Origin of the sequence: Qipengyuania sp. HL-TH1 (assembly GCF_036365825.1) — a bacterium.
Taxonomy (GTDB): Bacteria; Pseudomonadota; Alphaproteobacteria; order Sphingomonadales; family Sphingomonadaceae; genus Qipengyuania; species Qipengyuania profunda.
Window position 1 is genome coordinate 1,427,413 of sequence record NZ_CP142675.1, and the last position, 16,595, is coordinate 1,444,007.

The following is a 16,595-nucleotide window of genomic DNA, read 5'->3' on the forward strand; positions in this document are numbered from 1 at the left end:
CACAAGAGGGGCTTCACTTCATGCAAATCGTGCGCACCATCGGTTGGGTCCTGCTGCTGTTCTCGCTGCTGGCCTTCAGCTTTTTCAACTGGAAGCCGGTCGAAGTGCAGATCTGGTCGAACCTCGTGCTCGAGACCAAGCTGCCCGCGCTGGTGATCATTTCCTTCCTGCTCGGCCTGGTGCCGATGTGGCTGGTTCACCGCGCCAGCAAATGGCGCGCGCAGCGCCGGATCAATGCGCTGGAGGCTGCGACCACCCGCCTGGCAACCCCGGCTGCGGCGCCCGCGCCCGCACCGACGCAAACGCCCACCGCCGAGACACCCGCCAGCGACCTGCCGCCCGAACCGGTCAATCCGGTCGACCCCGAGCCGTCGAAACCCGCATGACCAACCCTATCTATCTTGCACTCGACGTTCCGCACCTGCGCGACGGCCTCGATCTGGCCAAGAAGGTCAAGGGCCATGTCGGCGGGATCAAGCTGGGGCTCGAATTCTTCTGCGCACATGGCGCGCACGGGGTGCACATGATCGGCCAGCTTGGGCTGCCGATCTTCCTCGACCTCAAGCTTTACGACATCCCCAACACCGTTGCCGGTGCGATGCAGGCGATCCACGTGCTCGAACCGAGCATCGTCACGGTGCATGCCAGCGGCGGGCGCGCGATGCTGGAAGATGCCAAGGCCGCGGCGGGAGAGAATACCAGGGTCGTCGGCGTCACCATGCTCACCAGCATGGACGATCGCGACCTTGAGCGCACCGGCATCAGGGGCAGCGCGCACGATCATGTGAAGCGCCTCGCCGAATTGTCTCACGAAGCGGGTCTCGACGGAATCGTCTGCTCGGGTCAGGAAATGAAGGCGGTCCACGACCAGTGGAAGGACGGCTTCTTCGTCGTTCCCGGCCTGCGCCCGGCAGGCAGCGCCGTGGGCGACCAGAAACGCGTCGTCACCCCGCGCCAGGCGCGCGACGATGGCGCCAGCGTGCTGGTGATCGGCCGACCGATCAGCCGCGCCGAGGACCCCGCGCAGGCCGCGCGTGATATCGAAGCGACGCTCTAGGACACCTCATGTCGGTTCAGATCAAGATTTGCGGGCTCTCGACGCCCGAAACCGTGGACGCCGCGATCGAAGCGGGCGCGACGCATATCGGGCTCGTGCATTACGAACCCTCTCCGCGGCATGTCGCGCTCGACCAGGCCCGGGAACTGCGTGAGCGGGCCCGCGGCAAAGCCAAGGCGGTGCTGCTGCTGGTCAATGCCGATCCCGAGCTGACCGGGCGCGCGCTCAACGCGATCCAGCCCGACGTCATCCAGTTCCACGGGAGCGAGACGCCCCAGTGGATCGGCGGCATACGCCGGAGCCTGTCCTATGAAGTGTGGAAGGCAGTCGGGCTGAAAGACGCGGGCACGCTGACCCGCAGCGAGAAATATATCGGCATGGTCGATCGCCTGCTGTTCGATGCCCCCGCCAAGAAGCTGCCGGGTGGCAATGGCACGGCCTTCGATTGGTCGCTGCTCGCCGGGCACAACCACCAGATCGACTGGGCGCTGGCGGGCGGCCTCACGGCAGACAACGTCGCCGAGGCGATCCGTGCGACCCAGGCACCACTGGTCGATACCTCGAGCGGGGTGGAAAGTGCGCCCGGCGTCAAGGATCCGCAGCGCATCGCCGACTTCTGCCGCGCCGTGCGGAGCGCCTGACGCACCGCCTGAATAGCTGCGGACCGCAGTCCTGATGCTCTGCAAAATAGCAAAGCTGTCTCGACTTCGCCTCTTGGCAACGGCAAGGGGAAAGCGATGACCGAAACCAATCCCAACTCCTACCGCACCCAGCCCGACGAGCGCGGGCATTTCGGCGATTACGGCGGGCGCTATGTCGCCGAAACGCTAATGCCGCTGGTGCTCGATCTCGAGCGTGAATATCGCGCGGCGCAGGCCGATCCCGAATTCCAGCGCGAGTTCGACGATTTGCTCGAACATTATGTCGGCCGCCCCAGCCCGCTCTATTTCGCCGAGCGGCTGACCGAGGCGGTCGGGGGTGCGCAGATCTGGTTCAAGCGCGACGAATTGAACCATACCGGCGCGCACAAGATCAACAATTGCATCGGGCAGATCCTGCTCGCGATCCGCATGGGCAAGACGCGCATCATCGCCGAAACCGGCGCGGGCCAGCACGGCGTTGCCACCGCCACCGTCTGCGCGCGCTTCGGCCTGCCCTGCGTGGTCTATATGGGCGCGGAAGATGTCCGGCGGCAGTCGCCCAATGTCTTCCGCATGAAGCTGCTCGGCGCCGAGGTGGTACCCGTGACCAGCGGGCGCGGCACGCTCAAGGACGCGATGAACGAGGGGCTGCGCGACTGGGTCGCCAATGTCCACGACACGTTCTACATCATCGGCACCGCCGCGGGTCCGCATCCCTACCCCGAGCTGGTCCGCGACTTCCAGAGCGTGATCGGCAAGGAAGCGCGCCAGCAGATGCAGGACCGTATCGGCCGCCTGCCCGACCTGCTGGTCGCGGCGATCGGCGGCGGTTCCAACGCGCTCGGCCTGTTCCACCCCTTCCTCGACGACCCAGATGTAAAGATGCTCGGTGTCGAGGCGGCCGGCTATGGCCTTGATGGCGACCAGCACGCTGCCAGCCTGCTCGGCGGCTTCCCCGGCGTGCTCCATGGCAACAAGACCTATCTGCTGCAGGACGATGACGGCCAGATCACCGAAGGCCACTCGATCAGCGCGGGTCTCGACTATCCCGGCATCGGTCCGGAACATGCCTGGCTCAAGGACATGGAGCGGGTCGAATATACCGCCGTCACGGACGAAGAGGCGCTCGAAGCCTTCCAGCTGCTCTGCCGCACCGAGGGCATCATCCCCGCGCTCGAACCCAGCCACGCCATCGCGGCGGTGGCAAAGGTCGCCAAGGACATGCCGAAAGAAAGCGTGATCCTCGCGAACCTGTGCGGACGCGGGGACAAGGACATTTTCACCGTGGCCGAAAGGCTGGGAGTGGAGATGTGAAGTGGACCCTGCTTCGGCGCTGCGTGCTCACCGGGCTGATCGCCATCATTCTCTCTCTGGCACTCAAGTTCATGCTCATGCTGACGCTAGGTCGACCGCTGACTTTGAACCAGGACTTTTGGATTGAAACGGCGCCGGTGATGTTTTTGGTTGGGTTCTTCATCCCGCTAGCCCCTCGAAATCTCGAGAAAAAATGACCCGCCTCTCTACCGCCTTCGCCAAGCCCCACCCAGCGCTCGTCTGCTTCCTCACGGCGGGCGACGGTGACACCGCAGCCAATCTCGACGCAATGGTCGAAGGCGGCGCGGACGTAATCGAACTGGGCATGCCCTTCACCGATCCGATGGCCGACGGGCCTGCGATCCAGAAGGCCAATATCCGCTCGCTCGGCAAGGGCACAACCACCGCCGATGTGCTGCACATCGCGACCGAGTTCCGCCAGCGTCATCCCGAGGTGCCGCTGGTGCTGATGGGCTATGCCAATCCGATGATCCGCCGCGGGCCCGAATGGTTCGCGCAAGCCGCTAAGAATGCGGGCGTCGACGGCGTGATCTGCGTCGACATCCCGCCCGAGGAAGACGACGCGCTTGGCCCCCAACTGCGTGCTGCGGGGATCGCCCCCATCCGGCTCGCCACTCCCACCACCGACGACAAGCGCCTGCCCGCGGTTGTCGAAGGAAGCGAGGGCTTCCTCTACTACGTCGCGGTCGCGGGCATCACCGGCATGCAGCAAGCGGCGATCGAATCAATCGAGGCCAACGTCAGCCGGATCAAGGCGGCGACCGATATTCCGGTCGCAGTCGGCTTCGGTGTGCGCACGCCCGAGCAGGCCCGCGAGATTGCGCGGGTGGCCGATGGCGTGGTCGTGGGTTCGGCGCTGGTCGAACTGGTGGCCGAGCATGGCACCGCCGCGCCTGCCAAACTGCGCGAACTTACCGCGTCGCTGGCAGAAGCCGTTCACGCAGCCCGCTAGCCCGTCGCCCCTGCGCAGGCAGGGGCCCAGATAACGCAGCGGTGCGCCCGACGATCGCTCAGCTGGATCCCCGCCTGCGCAGGGATGACGCTACGACGGTTCGCTGACTATTTGAGCTTTGTGACAACCCGACTATAGGCCCAACGCATGAACTGGTTCACGCGCGTCCGCAATTCGATCACCTCGCTGTCCAAGCGCAGCACCGAGAAGGACCTGTGGGTCAAGTGCCCCAGCTGCCAGCAGATGGTGTTCGCGCAGGAATATGAGGAAAATTCCTACGTCTGCCCGCGCTGCGACCACCACGGCCGCATCGGCGCCGACGAGCGCCTGCGCCAGCTGCTCGACGAAGGCTACGACGTCCTTCCCATCCCCGAGGTGAAGGAAGACCCGCTCAAGTTCCGCGATACTGCGAAATACACCGACCGCCTCAAGAAGGCGCGCGCCAAGAGCCCGCACAAGGATGCCTTCCTCGTCGGTTCGGGCGCGATCCAGGGCAAGCCCGCGGTCGTCGGCGTGCAGGATTTCGGCTTCATGGGCGGATCGATGGGCATGGCGGTGGGCACCGCCTTCTGCCAGGGCGCCGAGCGCGCGCTGTCGCGGCACTGCCCCTATATCGTGGTCACCGCGGCGGGCGGCGCGCGGATGCAGGAAGGCATTCTCAGCCTCATGCAGATGCCCAAGGCGACCGTGATGACGCGCCGGCTGAAGGAAGCCAGACTTCCCTATATCGTCGTGCTGACCGACCCGACCACGGGCGGCGTCACTGCCAGCTATGCCATGCTGGGCGACGTGCATATCGCCGAACCGGGCGCACTGATCGGCTTCGCCGGGCAGCGCGTGATCCAGGACACGATCCGCGAACAGCTGCCCGATGGGTTCCAGCGCGCCGAATATCTGCACAAGCACGGCATGGTCGACATGGTGGTGCATCGACACGATCTGACCGATACGCTGGCGACGCTGCTCGATTACCTGGCGCCCGCCGAGGCTGCCTGACGCGCAGCATGCGGGATTTCGCCCGCTCCGACAGCCCCGCGGTGCAGCGCCAGCTCGACCGGCTGGGCCGCCTGTCCGTGCCCGACGGCCGGCTCGGCCTCGAAACGATCCGCGCGCTGCTCGACCGGATTGGCAATCCGCAGCTGCGGCTGCCCCCGGTGTTCCACGTCGCCGGGACCAATGGCAAAGGCTCGACCTGTGCCTTCCTGCGCGCGATGCTGGAGGCGCAAGGGTACCGCGTCCATGTCACCACCAGCCCGCATCTGGTGCGCTATAACGAACGTATCCGGCTGGCCGGGAAGCTGATCGAGGACGCGCGGCTGGCCGAGCTTCTGGGCGAGGTCCTCGACAGCGGCGAAGACCTCAATCCCAGTTTCTTCGAAGTGACCATCGCCGCCGCCTTCACCGAATTCGCGCGGGTGCCCGCCGATGCCTGCGTGGTCGAGGTTGGGCTCGGCGGGCGGTTCGATGCTACCAATGTGCTGGGGCCGGAAGTGCTTGCCGCCTGCGGAATTGCCGCGCTGGGGATCGATCACGAGCGCTTCCTGCTAGTGCCCGAGGCCGGTGTACCGGCAGAGCCACTGGCGCGCATTGCCTTCGAGAAAGCGGGAATCGCCAAGCCGGGCACACCGCTAGTGTGCCTGTCCTATCCGGGCGAGGTACGCGGCGAGGTTATGGCCGCCGCTGCGCGCGTTGGAGCGCCGCTGGCGATGCACGGCGAGGAATGGGATACCGAGGTCGCCGAAGCGCTTCGCTACCGCGACGAGCGCGGCGAACTCGTCCTGCCGCTCCCCGCCTTGCCGGGTGCGCACCAGGCGCAGAATGCGGCGCTGGCAGTGGCCCTGCTCCGCCATCAGGACAAGCTTCCCGTCTCGCGCGCCGCCATTGCGCAGGGCCTGACACAGGCACGTTGGCCCGCGCGGCTCCAGCGGCTGGCGGATGGCCCCCTGGCCGGAGCGCGCGAAGTCTGGCTCGACGGCGGGCACAATCCCGACGCCGGCAGGATGCTGGGCGAGCATTTCGCCGGGCGACGGCTGCACCTTGTCATCGGCATGCTCGACGCCAAGGATCCCGCGGCGCTGACCGAACCGCTCGCGCCCAACATCGTCAGCCTTTCGGTTGTGCCCGTCCCCGGTCATGAGTGGCATCCAGCGGCGGCGTTCGGGGCACGGGCGGCAGGCAAGCCGGACGTTGCGACCGCGCTTGCCGACCTGCCCGCAGACGGCCTGCCCGTGCTGATCGCGGGCTCGCTCTATCTCGCGGGCGAGGTCCTCCGGCTCAACGCCGAACTGCCCGACTAGCGCCGCCTCATTCGGCGGGAACGGCTTCGCCCGCTTCGGGCGCGACGATCCCGGCCGATTCCTTCCACCGGCTTTCGCGGTACCATTCGACGCACACCAGCACCGCCGCGCCCAGCCCGATCCAGGTGGTCAGGACGAAGACGTCGTAATAGCCCTGGTTCTCGATCATCTCTCCCAATGCCCCGCGGCCCAAAGTGCCGACCAGCAGGGTGAGCGAGGACAGCAGCGCATATTGCACCGCGCTGAACTTCTTCGACACGATCGAGGACAGCCACGCGACATAGGCCGCACCCGCGATCCCGATGGCGAGGTTTTCGAAGCCGATGGTGATCGTCAGCTTGGCAAGCGCAGCGTCGCCGATGCCCGGGACCTGTTCGATGAGATAGGTGAAGCCGACCGCATCGCTGAACGCCTGCATGGTGTGTCCGCCGATCGCCATGTCGGCATAGAGCAGGTTCGTCAGCGCCGCGAGGATCCCGCCGATCAGCAGCGTGGCCATGCGGCCAATCGTGGTAAGCAGCAGCCCGCCCAGCGCGAGCCCCGCGATGATCGCCCCGATGCCGAAGAACTTCGACGCAAACGCCACGTCGTCATTCGTGTATTCGAGCTCGCCCAGATAGAAGGGATAGGCAAACGTCCCCCAGATCGCATCGCAGATGCGATAGGTGAGCACGACCGCGAAGATCAGCACCAGCGACCAGCCCATTCGCCCGACCAGTTCCACCAGCGGCAGCACGAGCGCGCGGTAGAGGTGATCGAGCACATAGGACCCTCCGCTGACGGGCGGCGCATCGTGGGTCAGCAGGTGCCTACCGGTCTTCTTCTGCCCCGACAGCCACCCCGCGATGAGCGAGGGGAGGATGATCGTCGCAACGATGATCCAGGGACCCCAGACGACGATGAACTGGGTCGGATTGGGGCGATCCTCGGGCGCATAGGTCATCGACATGATCATGAAGGCCAGCACCGCGCCGATTGCGGCAGCCCACAACGCCCCGACCGCTGCCAATGCCCGGTTGCGGATTTCCGGGGCCAGCTCGCCCGCCATTCGCAGCGCGCGGACCTGTTCGTCGTTCTCCGTGAGTTCGGCCGCGCCCTCGGCATTGGGGGCGAACAGGCCGACGGCGCCCACTGCCAGCAGGATCCCGCCCATCATCATATAGGTTTCGGGCCAGCCGATCCGCGCGGCGATGATCAGGCCGAGCGCACCGCCGACCAGCGATGAGAGCCGGAAGCCCATCTGGTAGACGGTGGAGAGGATGTCGATCGTCGCCACCTCGTCCGCCACGTCGATACGCCACGCATTGATCGCAATGTCCTGCGTCGCACTGGCGAAAGCGCCGATGCCCGCCAGCAGCGAGAACATGCCCAACTGCGTGCGCGGTTCGAGCAGGCTCATGGTGACCAGGATTGCCCCGAGTAGCAATTGCATCGGGACGATCCACTGCTTGCGTTTGCCGAGCCGGCGCAGCAGCGGGATGTCGACCTTGTCGATCAGCGGCGACCACAGGAACTGGAAGGCATAGGCCAGCCCGATGAGCGAGAAGATGCCCATCGTCTCGAGATCGACCTCGGCCTCGGTCAGCCAGGCGAACAACGTGCCGAGGAACAGCGCGAAGGGAAGCCCGCTGGCGAAGCCGAACAGCAGCATGAAACCGGTCTTGCGATTGCCCAGCGCCATGCCCAGCACGCGCCAGGCGGAGATTTTCTTTGTTTCTTCGGCGACCGCGGCCATTCCCTAGCGTCCTTCCAATTCGACGTATTTTTTGCGACACTAGCGACGAGAGAGAGCGAGGAACAGGCGTCATGAACGATGTCGACACCAAACATTCGCAGCGCCGTCCGACCGAAGGGATGCTGGCGCTGGCGAAGGATATCGCCGCGGGCTGCAAGCGCGATGCGTCGGAGGCGACCACGGTCCCTGCAAGCGTCTATATCGATCCCGATTACTGGGCCCGCGAAAAGACCGCGATATACGACCGCCTGCCGCAGATCCTTTGCCCCTCCGCGCTGCTACCCGATCCGGGCATGGGAGTGCCGCACGATGCCACCGGACGCCCGCTGCTGATCACGCGCGATGCCGCAGGCGAAGCGCATGTCTTCCTCAACGTCTGCCGCCACCGCGGCACGCGGCTGGTCGAGGGCAGCGAGGTGCAGTGCACCAAGAAGCTGGTCTGCCCCTATCATGCCTGGACTTATGCGGTTGACGGAAGGCTGCTTGCCCTCCCCCGGCCCGACACCTTCCCCGGTTTGGACAAGGGCGAATACGGCCTGGTCGAATTGCCAAGCAGGGAGACCGGCGGGCTGATTTGGTTCTGCCCGCAGGAAGAGACCGCCGACTTCGGCGTGGCCGAAACCATCGGCAAGGACTTCGACGCGCTGGGCATGGGCGAACAGGTGCTGTTCCGCCGCAAGACGCATGAGGTCGCGGGGAATTGGAAGCTCATCATGGATGCCTTCCTCGAAAGCTACCATGTCACCCGCCTGCACGCGAAGACCATCGGACCTTTCTTCAAGGATGGCGCAACCAGCGGCGACATGATCGGACCGCATGCGCGCAGCGCGGTGGGGCGGCTGGAGGAAATGGCCGATGTCGACCTCGAGGACATGGCCGCGCTGCGCCGCGTGGTGACCTACGCCTACCAGCTGCTGCCCGGCGCGCTGATCATCCCCAGCCCCGACTATATCAATGTCATGGTGATGATGCCGCAGGCGCATGATCGCACGCTGGTCGAGGATTTCATGCTGATCCCCGAACATCCCTCGACCGACAAGGCGCGCGATCACTGGGAACGTAGCTGGGCGCTGCTCGATGGCGGGGTCTTCGCGGGCGAGGATTTCCGCGCTGCGGAACTGGGCCAGCAGGGTCTTGCCACGGGCGCCGTACCCCAGCTGACGCTGGGCACGATGGAAGGCGGCATCCGGCGCTATCACGAGACCGTCGAGGACGCCCTGCGCGCCGCAATCTAGCCGCCGGACAGCTAGCGCTTCCGCTGCATTGCACTTGTGTGTATTGGCGCGGCCATGGCCGACAATCGACTACCCGAAGAAGGCGACCGGATCGCCAAACTGCTCGCCCGTGCGGGCATCGCCAGTCGCCGCGAGATCGAACGGATGATCGCCGACGGACGCATCGCAATCGCGGGCAAGGTGCTCGACACGCCAGCGGTCAAGCTGGCGAATCTCAACGGCGTTACCGTCGATGGCAAGCCGGTCGGGCAGGCCGAAGCAGCGCGGCTGTTTGCCTTCCACAAACCGTCCGGCCTGATCACCGCCGAGCGCGATCCTGCCGGCCGCCCGACGATCTACACCGCCTTGCGCAATGCCCTGCCCCGCGAAACGGGCCGCGTAATGCCGGTCGGCCGTCTCGACTTCACCACCGAAGGCCTGCTGCTGCTCACCAATGATGGCGAGTTGAAGCGGGCGATGGAGCTGCCCTCCTCGGCGATCCCGCGGACCTATCGTGCGCGGGCCTTCGGCGATGTGACGCAGGCGCAGCTCGACGATCTGATCGAAGGCGTCGAGGTCGACGGCCTGCGCTATGGCCGGATCGAAGCCGATCTCGAGCGCGGATCGGGCAAGAACCGCTGGATCCAGCTGACGCTGACCGAAGGCAAGAACCGCGAAGTGCGGCGCGTGCTCGAACATCTCGGCCTCAAGGTGAACCGCTTGCTGCGCACCGCCTATGGCCCGTTCGAACTCGCCGATCTGCCGCGCGGGCAGGCGGTCGAGATCCGCCAGGCCGATGTCGAACGGTTCCGCAAGCAGCTCAAGCGCGGGGGCCAGCTTTGAGGATCATCGCGGGCGAATGGCGCGGACGCAAACTGGTTGCACCGCCAGGAGACCTGACCCGCCCGACCGCGGACCGGACGCGCGAGACGCTGTTCAACATGCTCGCCAGCCGCATCGGCAGTTTCGAAGGCCTGGCGGTGCTCGACCTGTTCGCCGGTTCTGGCGCATTGGGGCTCGAAGCGCTGTCACGCGGCGCTGCATCCTGCCTGTTCGTCGAACAGGACGCCCAGGCGGTGAAAGCCATCCGCGCCAATATCGACACCTTCGATGCACGGTCACGCTGTGTGGTGCAGCAAGCCTCGGTCATGAGCCTGGGCCCTGCCAAGGCACCGCATGATTTGATCCTGCTCGATCCGCCCTATGAAACCGGAGCCGGCTATGTTGCGCTCGAGCGCCTCACCCGGCTTGGCTGGATCGGATCCGCGACATGGGTTGCGCTCGAAACTGGCGCGAAGGAAGCCAGCGCCATGCGCACGCTCGAACTGGTTGCCGAACGAAAGACCGGCAAGGCGAAGATTTCGCTGCTTCGCCTCGCCGGATAGTTCACGACACGACTACATCGGATCGGCGGCGTCGGAGTCCATATCGGTCGCCGGATCGGGCTCCGCCATCGGTTCACCTGCGCTCGGTGCCACCTGGGTCGCGGCTTGGGCCTCGATCTGCATCCAGGCTTGCGCCTGCTGCTCGGAAGGCAACCCGCTCAGGGTCAGCTTGTTGGTGTCCGAGACGCGCCAGAACAGTTCCCTGCGTTCGGGAGTGAGCGACCAGTAGTAGGTCTGCACTTCGGCGGGCCAGGCGTCGAACTGTCCCTGCAGCTCGTCCGGCCAGGAATCGTAGGATGCCTGTTGCTCCGCGGAGAGACCAAGGTCCGCCTCCGCAGTCACCGACTCATCGGAAGCCGCGTCGGCCGACACGTCTTGGGCAATCGCGGGGATCGACAGCGAGGCGAGCGCGCCGCCAGCGATAAAATAGAATGTCTTACGCATCATAAGTCCTTTCACGTGGGGGCGTGACGAGGCCCGTCCAGCGGCACATCGGAAGATGCGCTCGCCGAATACCGAACCAACGCCGCTCCCGCTGGACCGCCCCGGCACCAGACCCGCTCCCGACACGTCCGGTCGCGAAATGTGCCCAAAATGCGGCAACCTGCGAGCACGCATGCAAAAAGGGGCGGGATCGCCTCGGCAGCCCCGCCCCTTCCAAGCATTATGCGCGGCAATTTCAATCGCTGCGCGGACTTTGAAAGCGTTTACGAACCCGGCTTCTTGGCCGGCAGCTTGCCTGGAATCTCGCTCGCGGGCTGACCCGGCCAGTATTCAAGCGGGCGATTGCCCGTCTTGTTCTTGGCCCAGCTGTTGATGCAGCCGTCCTGCTGCATGCTGTCGCACACGGGCAGATTTTCTCCCGAAGCGGCGGCGTATCCGGCCGGGGTGGACTGACTGACTTCCTTGCTCACGAACCGCGGTGCGGTCGAGGCCGAGGCGCTTGCGCTAGGGGCCACCGGTGTGGCGTCGGGACCGATCTGCGCGGCCACTTGTGCCAAGGCCTGTGCGCGCGCTTCGGGCGTCATTTCGTAGATGCGCAAACGCTGGGCATCGGTGAGCACCCACCAGCCCTCGGTCTGCGCGGGGGTGAGGGTCCAGTAATATTGCTGCACATCGCCGGGCCAGCGATCATAGGCGCTTTGCCGGTCGGCAGGCCAGGCATCGTACATGGCTTCCTGATCGGCCGACCATGCATAGGCCTCGCCATGCATATGGTGATCTGCCAGCGCCGGGGCGGCGGTGAAGGCCAGCGCAGCAGCGCCGGCAAGGATAAGATTACGCATCGGAGATTGCTCCATTCGTCGTTGTCATCGTCCAATTTACGCAGCGAAAGGGTTATCGGTTCCGGTGGATGCCTGCGCGCGGGGCTTGTCTTGCGACCCTGCGTTCCCTAGCTGTTCCGAACCCTCATGACCGATCTCCCCACCCCGTCCGACGCGCCCGAGAATGCGCAGCTTCCCGCCTATGCAGCGCGGTTGAACGCGCCCCAGCGCGAGGCCGTTCTGACCACCGAAGGGCCTGTGCTGATGCTGGCCGGAGCCGGCACCGGCAAGACCGCGGCACTGACCGCACGGCTGGCACATCTCATCGCAACGCGCCGCGCATGGCCGAGCGAAATCCTCTGCGTCACCTTTACCAACAAGGCCGCACGCGAGATGCGCGAGCGCGTGGGCCGGCATATCGGTGATGCGGTCGAGGGCATGCCCTGGCTGGGCACGTTCCACTCGATCGGCGCGCGGATGCTGCGCCGCCATGCCGAACTGGTCGGGCTCAAGAGCAATTACACAATCATCGATCCCGACGACCAGCTGCGGCTGCTCAAGCAGCTGATCCAGGAAAACGATCTCGACGAGAAGCGCTGGCCTGCGCGCCAGCTCGCCGGCCTGCTCGACCGCTGGAAGAACCGCGGGCTCAATCCCGGCGATCTCGATGCGGTGGAGAACGAAAGCTACGCCAATGGCCGCGGCGCGCAATTCTACAAGCTCTATCAGGATCGCCTGAAAGCGCTCAACGCCTGCGACTTTGGCGATCTGCTGCTGCATATGCTCAACATCTTCCGCGAGCATCACGACGTGCTGGCGCAATATCAGCAGCGCTTCAAATACATCCTCGTCGACGAATATCAGGACACCAACCAGGTCCAGTATCTGTGGCTGCGCCTGCTTGCCCAGGCCCGCAAGAACATCTGCGTTGTGGGCGACGACGACCAGTCGATCTATTCATGGCGCGGCGCAGAAGTCGCCAATATCCTCAAGTTCGAAAAGGATTTTCCCGGCGCTGCGGTGGTCAAGCTGGAGCAGAATTATCGTTCCACCCCGCAGATCCTCGGGGCCGCATCGGGGTTGATCAACGCCAATAGCGAACGGCTTGGCAAGACGCTGTGGACCGAGCTTCCCGCGGGCGAGAATATCCGCGTCATCGGCGTATGGGACGGTCCCGAGGAAGCCCGCCGCGTTGGCGAGGAGATCGAGCGGCTCGAACGCGAAGGTGCCCCGCTCGACCAGATCGCGATCCTCGTGCGCGCGCAGTACCAGACCCGCGAATTCGAAGACCGATTCATCCAGATCGGCCTCAATTACCGCATTGTCGGGGGGTTCCGTTTCTACGAACGCGCCGAAATCCGCGATGCGCTGGCCTATCTGCGCACCATCGCCCAGCCCGCCGACGATTTGGCTTTCGAGCGGATCTACAACCAGCCCAAGCGCGGGCTTGGCGCGAAGACACTGGAAGCCATGCGCCGCCACGCACGGCGTACACAAATGCCGCTGACCGCCGCCAGCCTCGACCTGTGCGACACCGACGAATTGCCCGCGCGTGCGAAGAACAACCTCGTCGCCCTGCTCGGCCAGTTCGTCCATTGGCGCGAGCAGGTGGACAAGGTCACCCCATCCGAACTGCTCCGCCGCGTGCTCGCCGAAAGCGGCTATGAAGACATGCTGCAAAAGGATCGCAGCGCCGAAAGCGCCGGACGGCTGGAAAACCTCACCGAACTCGCCCGGGCGATGGAGGACTACGACACGCTCGGCGATTTCCTCGAGCATGTCGGACTGGTGATGGACAACGACCGCGCCGGGGATGGCGAGAAGGTCACCATCATGACCATGCACGCCGCCAAGGGGCTCGAATTCGACCATGTCTTCCTGCCCGGCTGGGAAGAAGGCGTTTTTCCCAGCCAGCGTGCGATCGACGAAGGCGGGCTCGCCAGTCTCGAGGAAGAGCGCCGCCTCGCCTATGTCGCGATCACCCGGGCCAAGCGCCGCTGCACCATCCTGCATGCCGCCAACCGGCGCATTTACGGCCAATGGACTAGTTCCATCCCCAGCCGCTTCATCGAGGATCTGCCCGAGGAATATCTCACCAGCGAGACCACCATGACCGGCGGCGCATCGCTGTGGCGGGCGAACTGGAGCGAGACCGACGATCCCTTCGCGCATGTTTCGACCAACCGGCCCGATCGCTCGGGAGCCCGCGGCCCCGGGTGGCAGCGAGCGCTATCGTCGGGCTATGACGCGACGCCCAAGCGCCTGGCCGAACCCGGCCGCAGCGCGGCGAGCTTTGCCGCGCAACCGCGCAGCGACATTTCGATCGGAGCGCGCGTGTTCCACGACAAGTTCGGCTATGGCTGCGTGACCGACCAAGAAGGCAACAAGCTGACGATCGAATTCGAAAAGGCGGGCGAGAAGCGCGTACTCGACAGCTTCGTCACACTGGCTGACGACTAGGACTGCCTGACCGGCAGGGTCGCAGCATTCTACTGCGGTGAAACCGCTGGTCAGATAGCGGAAACGTCGAGGAAGCCCGGCCGCGGCCCGTTCCACTCACCCGACGCGACAGGCTCGCTGTCCTCGTCACGGCGTTTGCGCGGTTCGCCCTTGGGCTTCGCCTTGCGCGCAGGTTTTTCGCGCGGAGCATCGTCCTCGTCGCGCGGCTTGCGGCTGCGCTTGGGCTTCGGCTTTGCCTCGTCCTCGGGTGCCGAAGCTTTCTCGGGTGCCGAGGTCTTCTCGGGTGCCGAGGCCTTCTCGGCTGCAACCGCCTTCTCGGCGGGCTTGGCGCCTTTCTCGACCAGATCGACCCGGACGTCGCTCTTGCCGAACACCGGAACCTGGGCACCGGTCAGCTTTTCGACATTGGCGATCGCTTCGGCATCTTCCTCGGCGACGAGGGTGAAGGCGCGGCCCTTGGCCCCGGCCCGGCCCGTGCGTCCGATGCGGTGGACGTAATCGTCCGGGTGCCACGGCGTATCGAAATTGAAGACGTGGCTGACACCCTTGATGTCGAGCCCACGCGCGGCAACGTCCGATGCGACGAGAATGTTCACCTCGCCGGCCTTGAACCGGTCGAGTTCCTTGAGCCGGTTCGACTGATCCATGTCGCCGTGGATCTCGCTCGATGCGAAACCATAGCTCTGCAGGCTCTTGTTGAGCTCGCGCACAGTGGTCTTGCGATTGGCGAAGATGATCGCGGTTTCGACATGGTCGTTTTCAAGCAGCCAGCGCAGCGTGTCGCGCTTCTGGCGCGCCTTTACGGGCACCTTGAACGCGGTGATGTCCTTGTTCGTGGTCGCTGCACGGCTGACTTCGATCCGCTTGGGATTGTTGAGGAACTTCTTGGCCAGCTTTTCGATCGGCGGCGGCATCGTTGCCGAGAACAGCATGGTCTGACGTGCGTCGGGCAGCTTCGAACAGATGAACTCGATATCGGGGATGAAGCCCATGTCGAGCATGCGATCGGCTTCGTCGATGACCAGCAGTTCGCAGCCATTGAGGAGAATCTTGCCGCGCTCGAACAGGTCCATCAGGCGGCCCGGCGTGGCGATCAGCACGTCGACGCCATCGTTGAGCGCCTTGACCTGGTCGCCCATCTGCACGCCGCCAATCAGCAGCGCGAGCTTGAGATCGTGGTTCTTGCCGTATTTCTCGAAATTCTCTGCCACCTGCGCAGCGAGTTCGCGCGTCGGGGCAAGGATGAGGCTGCGCGGCATCAGCGCGCGGCGACGGCCGCTCGCCATGATGTCTATCATCGGCAGCACGAAGCTCGCGGTCTTGCCGGTGCCCGTTTGGGCGATGCCGATAATATCCTTCATCATCAGCACCGGCGGGATCGCCTCGCGCTGGATGTCGGTCGGCTCGGTATAGCCAGCTTCGCTTACTGCCCTGAGCAAGTCTTCGGAAAGGCCGAGATCGGCAAAAGTCATGCGGTTCGAAATTGTCCCTGGAACATAGGCCGACAACAAGCTGCGCGTCCGCAACATCGGCTGGCCGCGCCCTTCGCCGGAAATACGCCGAAAGTCAAGAAATCACGGTGCGAAGTGCAGATCAGCGGTCGTCGGTAACCGCCACGAGGCGATTGAGGTTGGAAATGCGACACTTCGCCCCGGCGCGCGACAGCAAGCGATCGCGATCGACGCACAGCTTGCCATCGTCATTCTGCTCGACATAGAAGCCGAGGTAGAAATCGCGCGGGCTGCAGCTTTTCTCGAGCTCGGCGGTAATGATCTGGCGGTTGCTCATATACATCACCAGCCGGCTGTCACGGTCGGATACGCCGATGATATCGCTCGCATCGACGCAGCTGCCGTAAGGGCGTTCGACGAGCCGCGGCGGCGGGGCTTGGCGCGGCAGTTCCGTCAGAAAGCTGCGCCGCATGCTGCTGGGCTGCGGGCTGATTCGCAGGATGACGCGGCGCTCGATCCGCACCTGGTTGGCGACCGGTATGCTGCGGCTGTCGGTAAATCCGGTCCAGATGGTACCGCGTGCCGATAGCGCCTCGCTATCCAGGCGGGTGCCCTCTGACACGTGCGCCTGGTGCGCGACCGCACCCTCCCCCGCGCCTGACGGCGTGCCCAATGCGACGAGCATGGCAAAAAGGGGAGACAGCAGGGGCATGCTTCGTTCGAACGCTCCTCGGCCGCAGGTCGATTAACGTGCGGGAAGTTATGGCGTTGCCTGATGCGCCCCCACGCTTGAATGCGGGCTT

Annotated in this window: 17 protein-coding genes; 12 read left to right on the forward strand and 5 right to left on the reverse strand. The window is 65.0% G+C overall.

Annotated elements, in window-relative coordinates; genetic code table 11:
• Positions 1-20: 20 nt before the first annotated feature.
• The 8 genes from VWN43_RS07565 (at position 21) to VWN43_RS07600 (ending at position 6,282) form a co-directional block, all read left to right on the forward strand.
• Complete coding sequence (locus VWN43_RS07565) at positions 21-386, forward strand: LapA family protein (RefSeq protein WP_253515293.1); 366 nt, start codon at positions 21-23, stop codon at positions 384-386.
• Positions 383-1,057: an orotidine-5'-phosphate decarboxylase gene (pyrF, locus tag VWN43_RS07570; protein WP_253515292.1), complete on the forward strand. Its 675-nt coding sequence runs from the start codon at positions 383-385 to the stop codon at positions 1,055-1,057. Before VWN43_RS07565 ends, pyrF begins: the two co-directional genes overlap by 4 nt.
• 8 nt (positions 1,058-1,065) lie before the next feature.
• On the forward strand, positions 1,066-1,698 hold the full coding sequence (locus VWN43_RS07575; RefSeq protein WP_320180016.1) for a phosphoribosylanthranilate isomerase: 633 nt from the start codon (positions 1,066-1,068) through the stop codon (positions 1,696-1,698).
• Positions 1,699-1,794: 96 nt separating this feature from the next.
• On the forward strand, positions 1,795-3,012 hold the full coding sequence (trpB, locus tag VWN43_RS07580) for a tryptophan synthase subunit beta (RefSeq protein WP_320180015.1): 1,218 nt from the start codon (positions 1,795-1,797) through the stop codon (positions 3,010-3,012).
• Positions 3,009-3,209 (forward strand): hypothetical protein, encoded by a 201-nt coding sequence (locus VWN43_RS07585; RefSeq protein WP_320180014.1) that lies wholly within the window; start codon positions 3,009-3,011, stop codon positions 3,207-3,209. The genes trpB and VWN43_RS07585 overlap by 4 nt, the downstream gene beginning before the upstream one ends.
• The gene (trpA, locus tag VWN43_RS07590; protein ID WP_330768540.1) at positions 3,206-3,985 is read left to right on the forward strand and encodes a tryptophan synthase subunit alpha; all 780 of its coding nucleotides are present in this window, start codon (positions 3,206-3,208) and stop codon (positions 3,983-3,985) included. The genes VWN43_RS07585 and trpA overlap by 4 nt, the downstream gene beginning before the upstream one ends.
• A 147-nt stretch (positions 3,986-4,132) precedes the next feature.
• Positions 4,133-4,981, forward strand: coding sequence for an acetyl-CoA carboxylase, carboxyltransferase subunit beta (gene accD / locus VWN43_RS07595; protein WP_320180013.1), 849 nt, complete (start codon positions 4,133-4,135; stop codon positions 4,979-4,981).
• 8 nt (positions 4,982-4,989) lie between these two features.
• A complete protein-coding gene (locus VWN43_RS07600; protein WP_320180012.1) occupies positions 4,990-6,282 on the forward strand; it encodes a bifunctional folylpolyglutamate synthase/dihydrofolate synthase in 1,293 nt (430 codons plus the stop codon).
• A gap of 7 nt (positions 6,283-6,289) precedes the next feature.
• On the opposite strand, the gene VWN43_RS07605 is transcribed toward VWN43_RS07600, so the two are convergent.
• Complete coding sequence (locus VWN43_RS07605; RefSeq protein ID WP_320180011.1) at positions 6,290-8,017, reverse strand: AmpG family muropeptide MFS transporter; 1,728 nt, start codon at positions 8,015-8,017, stop codon at positions 6,290-6,292.
• Positions 8,018-8,088: 71 nt separating this feature from the next.
• Here VWN43_RS07605 and VWN43_RS07610 point away from each other — a divergent pair, with 71 nt between their 5' ends.
• From VWN43_RS07610 to rsmD, 3 genes are read left to right on the forward strand one after another with little or no spacing between them, the layout of a single operon-like run.
• A complete protein-coding gene (locus VWN43_RS07610) occupies positions 8,089-9,252 on the forward strand; it encodes an aromatic ring-hydroxylating oxygenase subunit alpha (protein ID WP_320180010.1) in 1,164 nt (387 codons plus the stop codon).
• Between the two features lie 54 nt (positions 9,253-9,306).
• The gene (locus VWN43_RS07615) at positions 9,307-10,074 is read left to right on the forward strand and encodes a pseudouridine synthase (protein ID WP_253515283.1); all 768 of its coding nucleotides are present in this window, start codon (positions 9,307-9,309) and stop codon (positions 10,072-10,074) included.
• Positions 10,071-10,616 carry a 16S rRNA (guanine(966)-N(2))-methyltransferase RsmD gene (gene rsmD, locus VWN43_RS07620; protein WP_320180009.1) on the forward strand — a complete coding sequence of 182 codons (546 nt, stop codon included), beginning with the start codon at positions 10,071-10,073 and terminating at the stop codon, positions 10,614-10,616. Before VWN43_RS07615 ends, rsmD begins: the two co-directional genes overlap by 4 nt.
• Positions 10,617-10,628: 12 nt before the next feature.
• Here the strand turns inward: rsmD and VWN43_RS07625 are convergent, their stop codons facing one another.
• Both VWN43_RS07625 and VWN43_RS07630 read right to left on the reverse strand, forming a co-directional pair.
• Positions 10,629-11,060 (reverse strand): hypothetical protein, encoded by a 432-nt coding sequence (locus tag VWN43_RS07625; protein ID WP_320180008.1) that lies wholly within the window; start codon positions 11,058-11,060, stop codon positions 10,629-10,631.
• 263 nt (positions 11,061-11,323) lie between these two features.
• Positions 11,324-11,902, reverse strand: a complete 579-nt coding sequence (locus VWN43_RS07630; RefSeq protein WP_320180007.1) for a hypothetical protein — start codon at positions 11,900-11,902, stop codon at positions 11,324-11,326.
• 126 nt (positions 11,903-12,028) lie between these two features.
• Between VWN43_RS07630 and VWN43_RS07635 the strand changes: the two genes are divergently transcribed.
• Positions 12,029-14,341, forward strand: coding sequence for an ATP-dependent helicase (locus VWN43_RS07635; RefSeq protein ID WP_253515276.1), 2,313 nt, complete (start codon positions 12,029-12,031; stop codon positions 14,339-14,341).
• Between the two features lie 50 nt (positions 14,342-14,391).
• On the opposite strand, the gene VWN43_RS07640 is transcribed toward VWN43_RS07635, so the two are convergent.
• Together VWN43_RS07640 and VWN43_RS07645 are read right to left on the reverse strand one after the other, a co-directional pair.
• On the reverse strand, positions 14,392-15,813 hold the full coding sequence (locus tag VWN43_RS07640; RefSeq protein ID WP_320180006.1) for a DEAD/DEAH box helicase: 1,422 nt from the start codon (positions 15,811-15,813) through the stop codon (positions 14,392-14,394).
• Positions 15,814-15,934: 121 nt separating this feature from the next.
• Positions 15,935-16,504, reverse strand: a complete 570-nt coding sequence (locus VWN43_RS07645; RefSeq protein WP_320180005.1) for a hypothetical protein — start codon at positions 16,502-16,504, stop codon at positions 15,935-15,937.
• Positions 16,505-16,595: the final 91 nt, after the last annotated feature.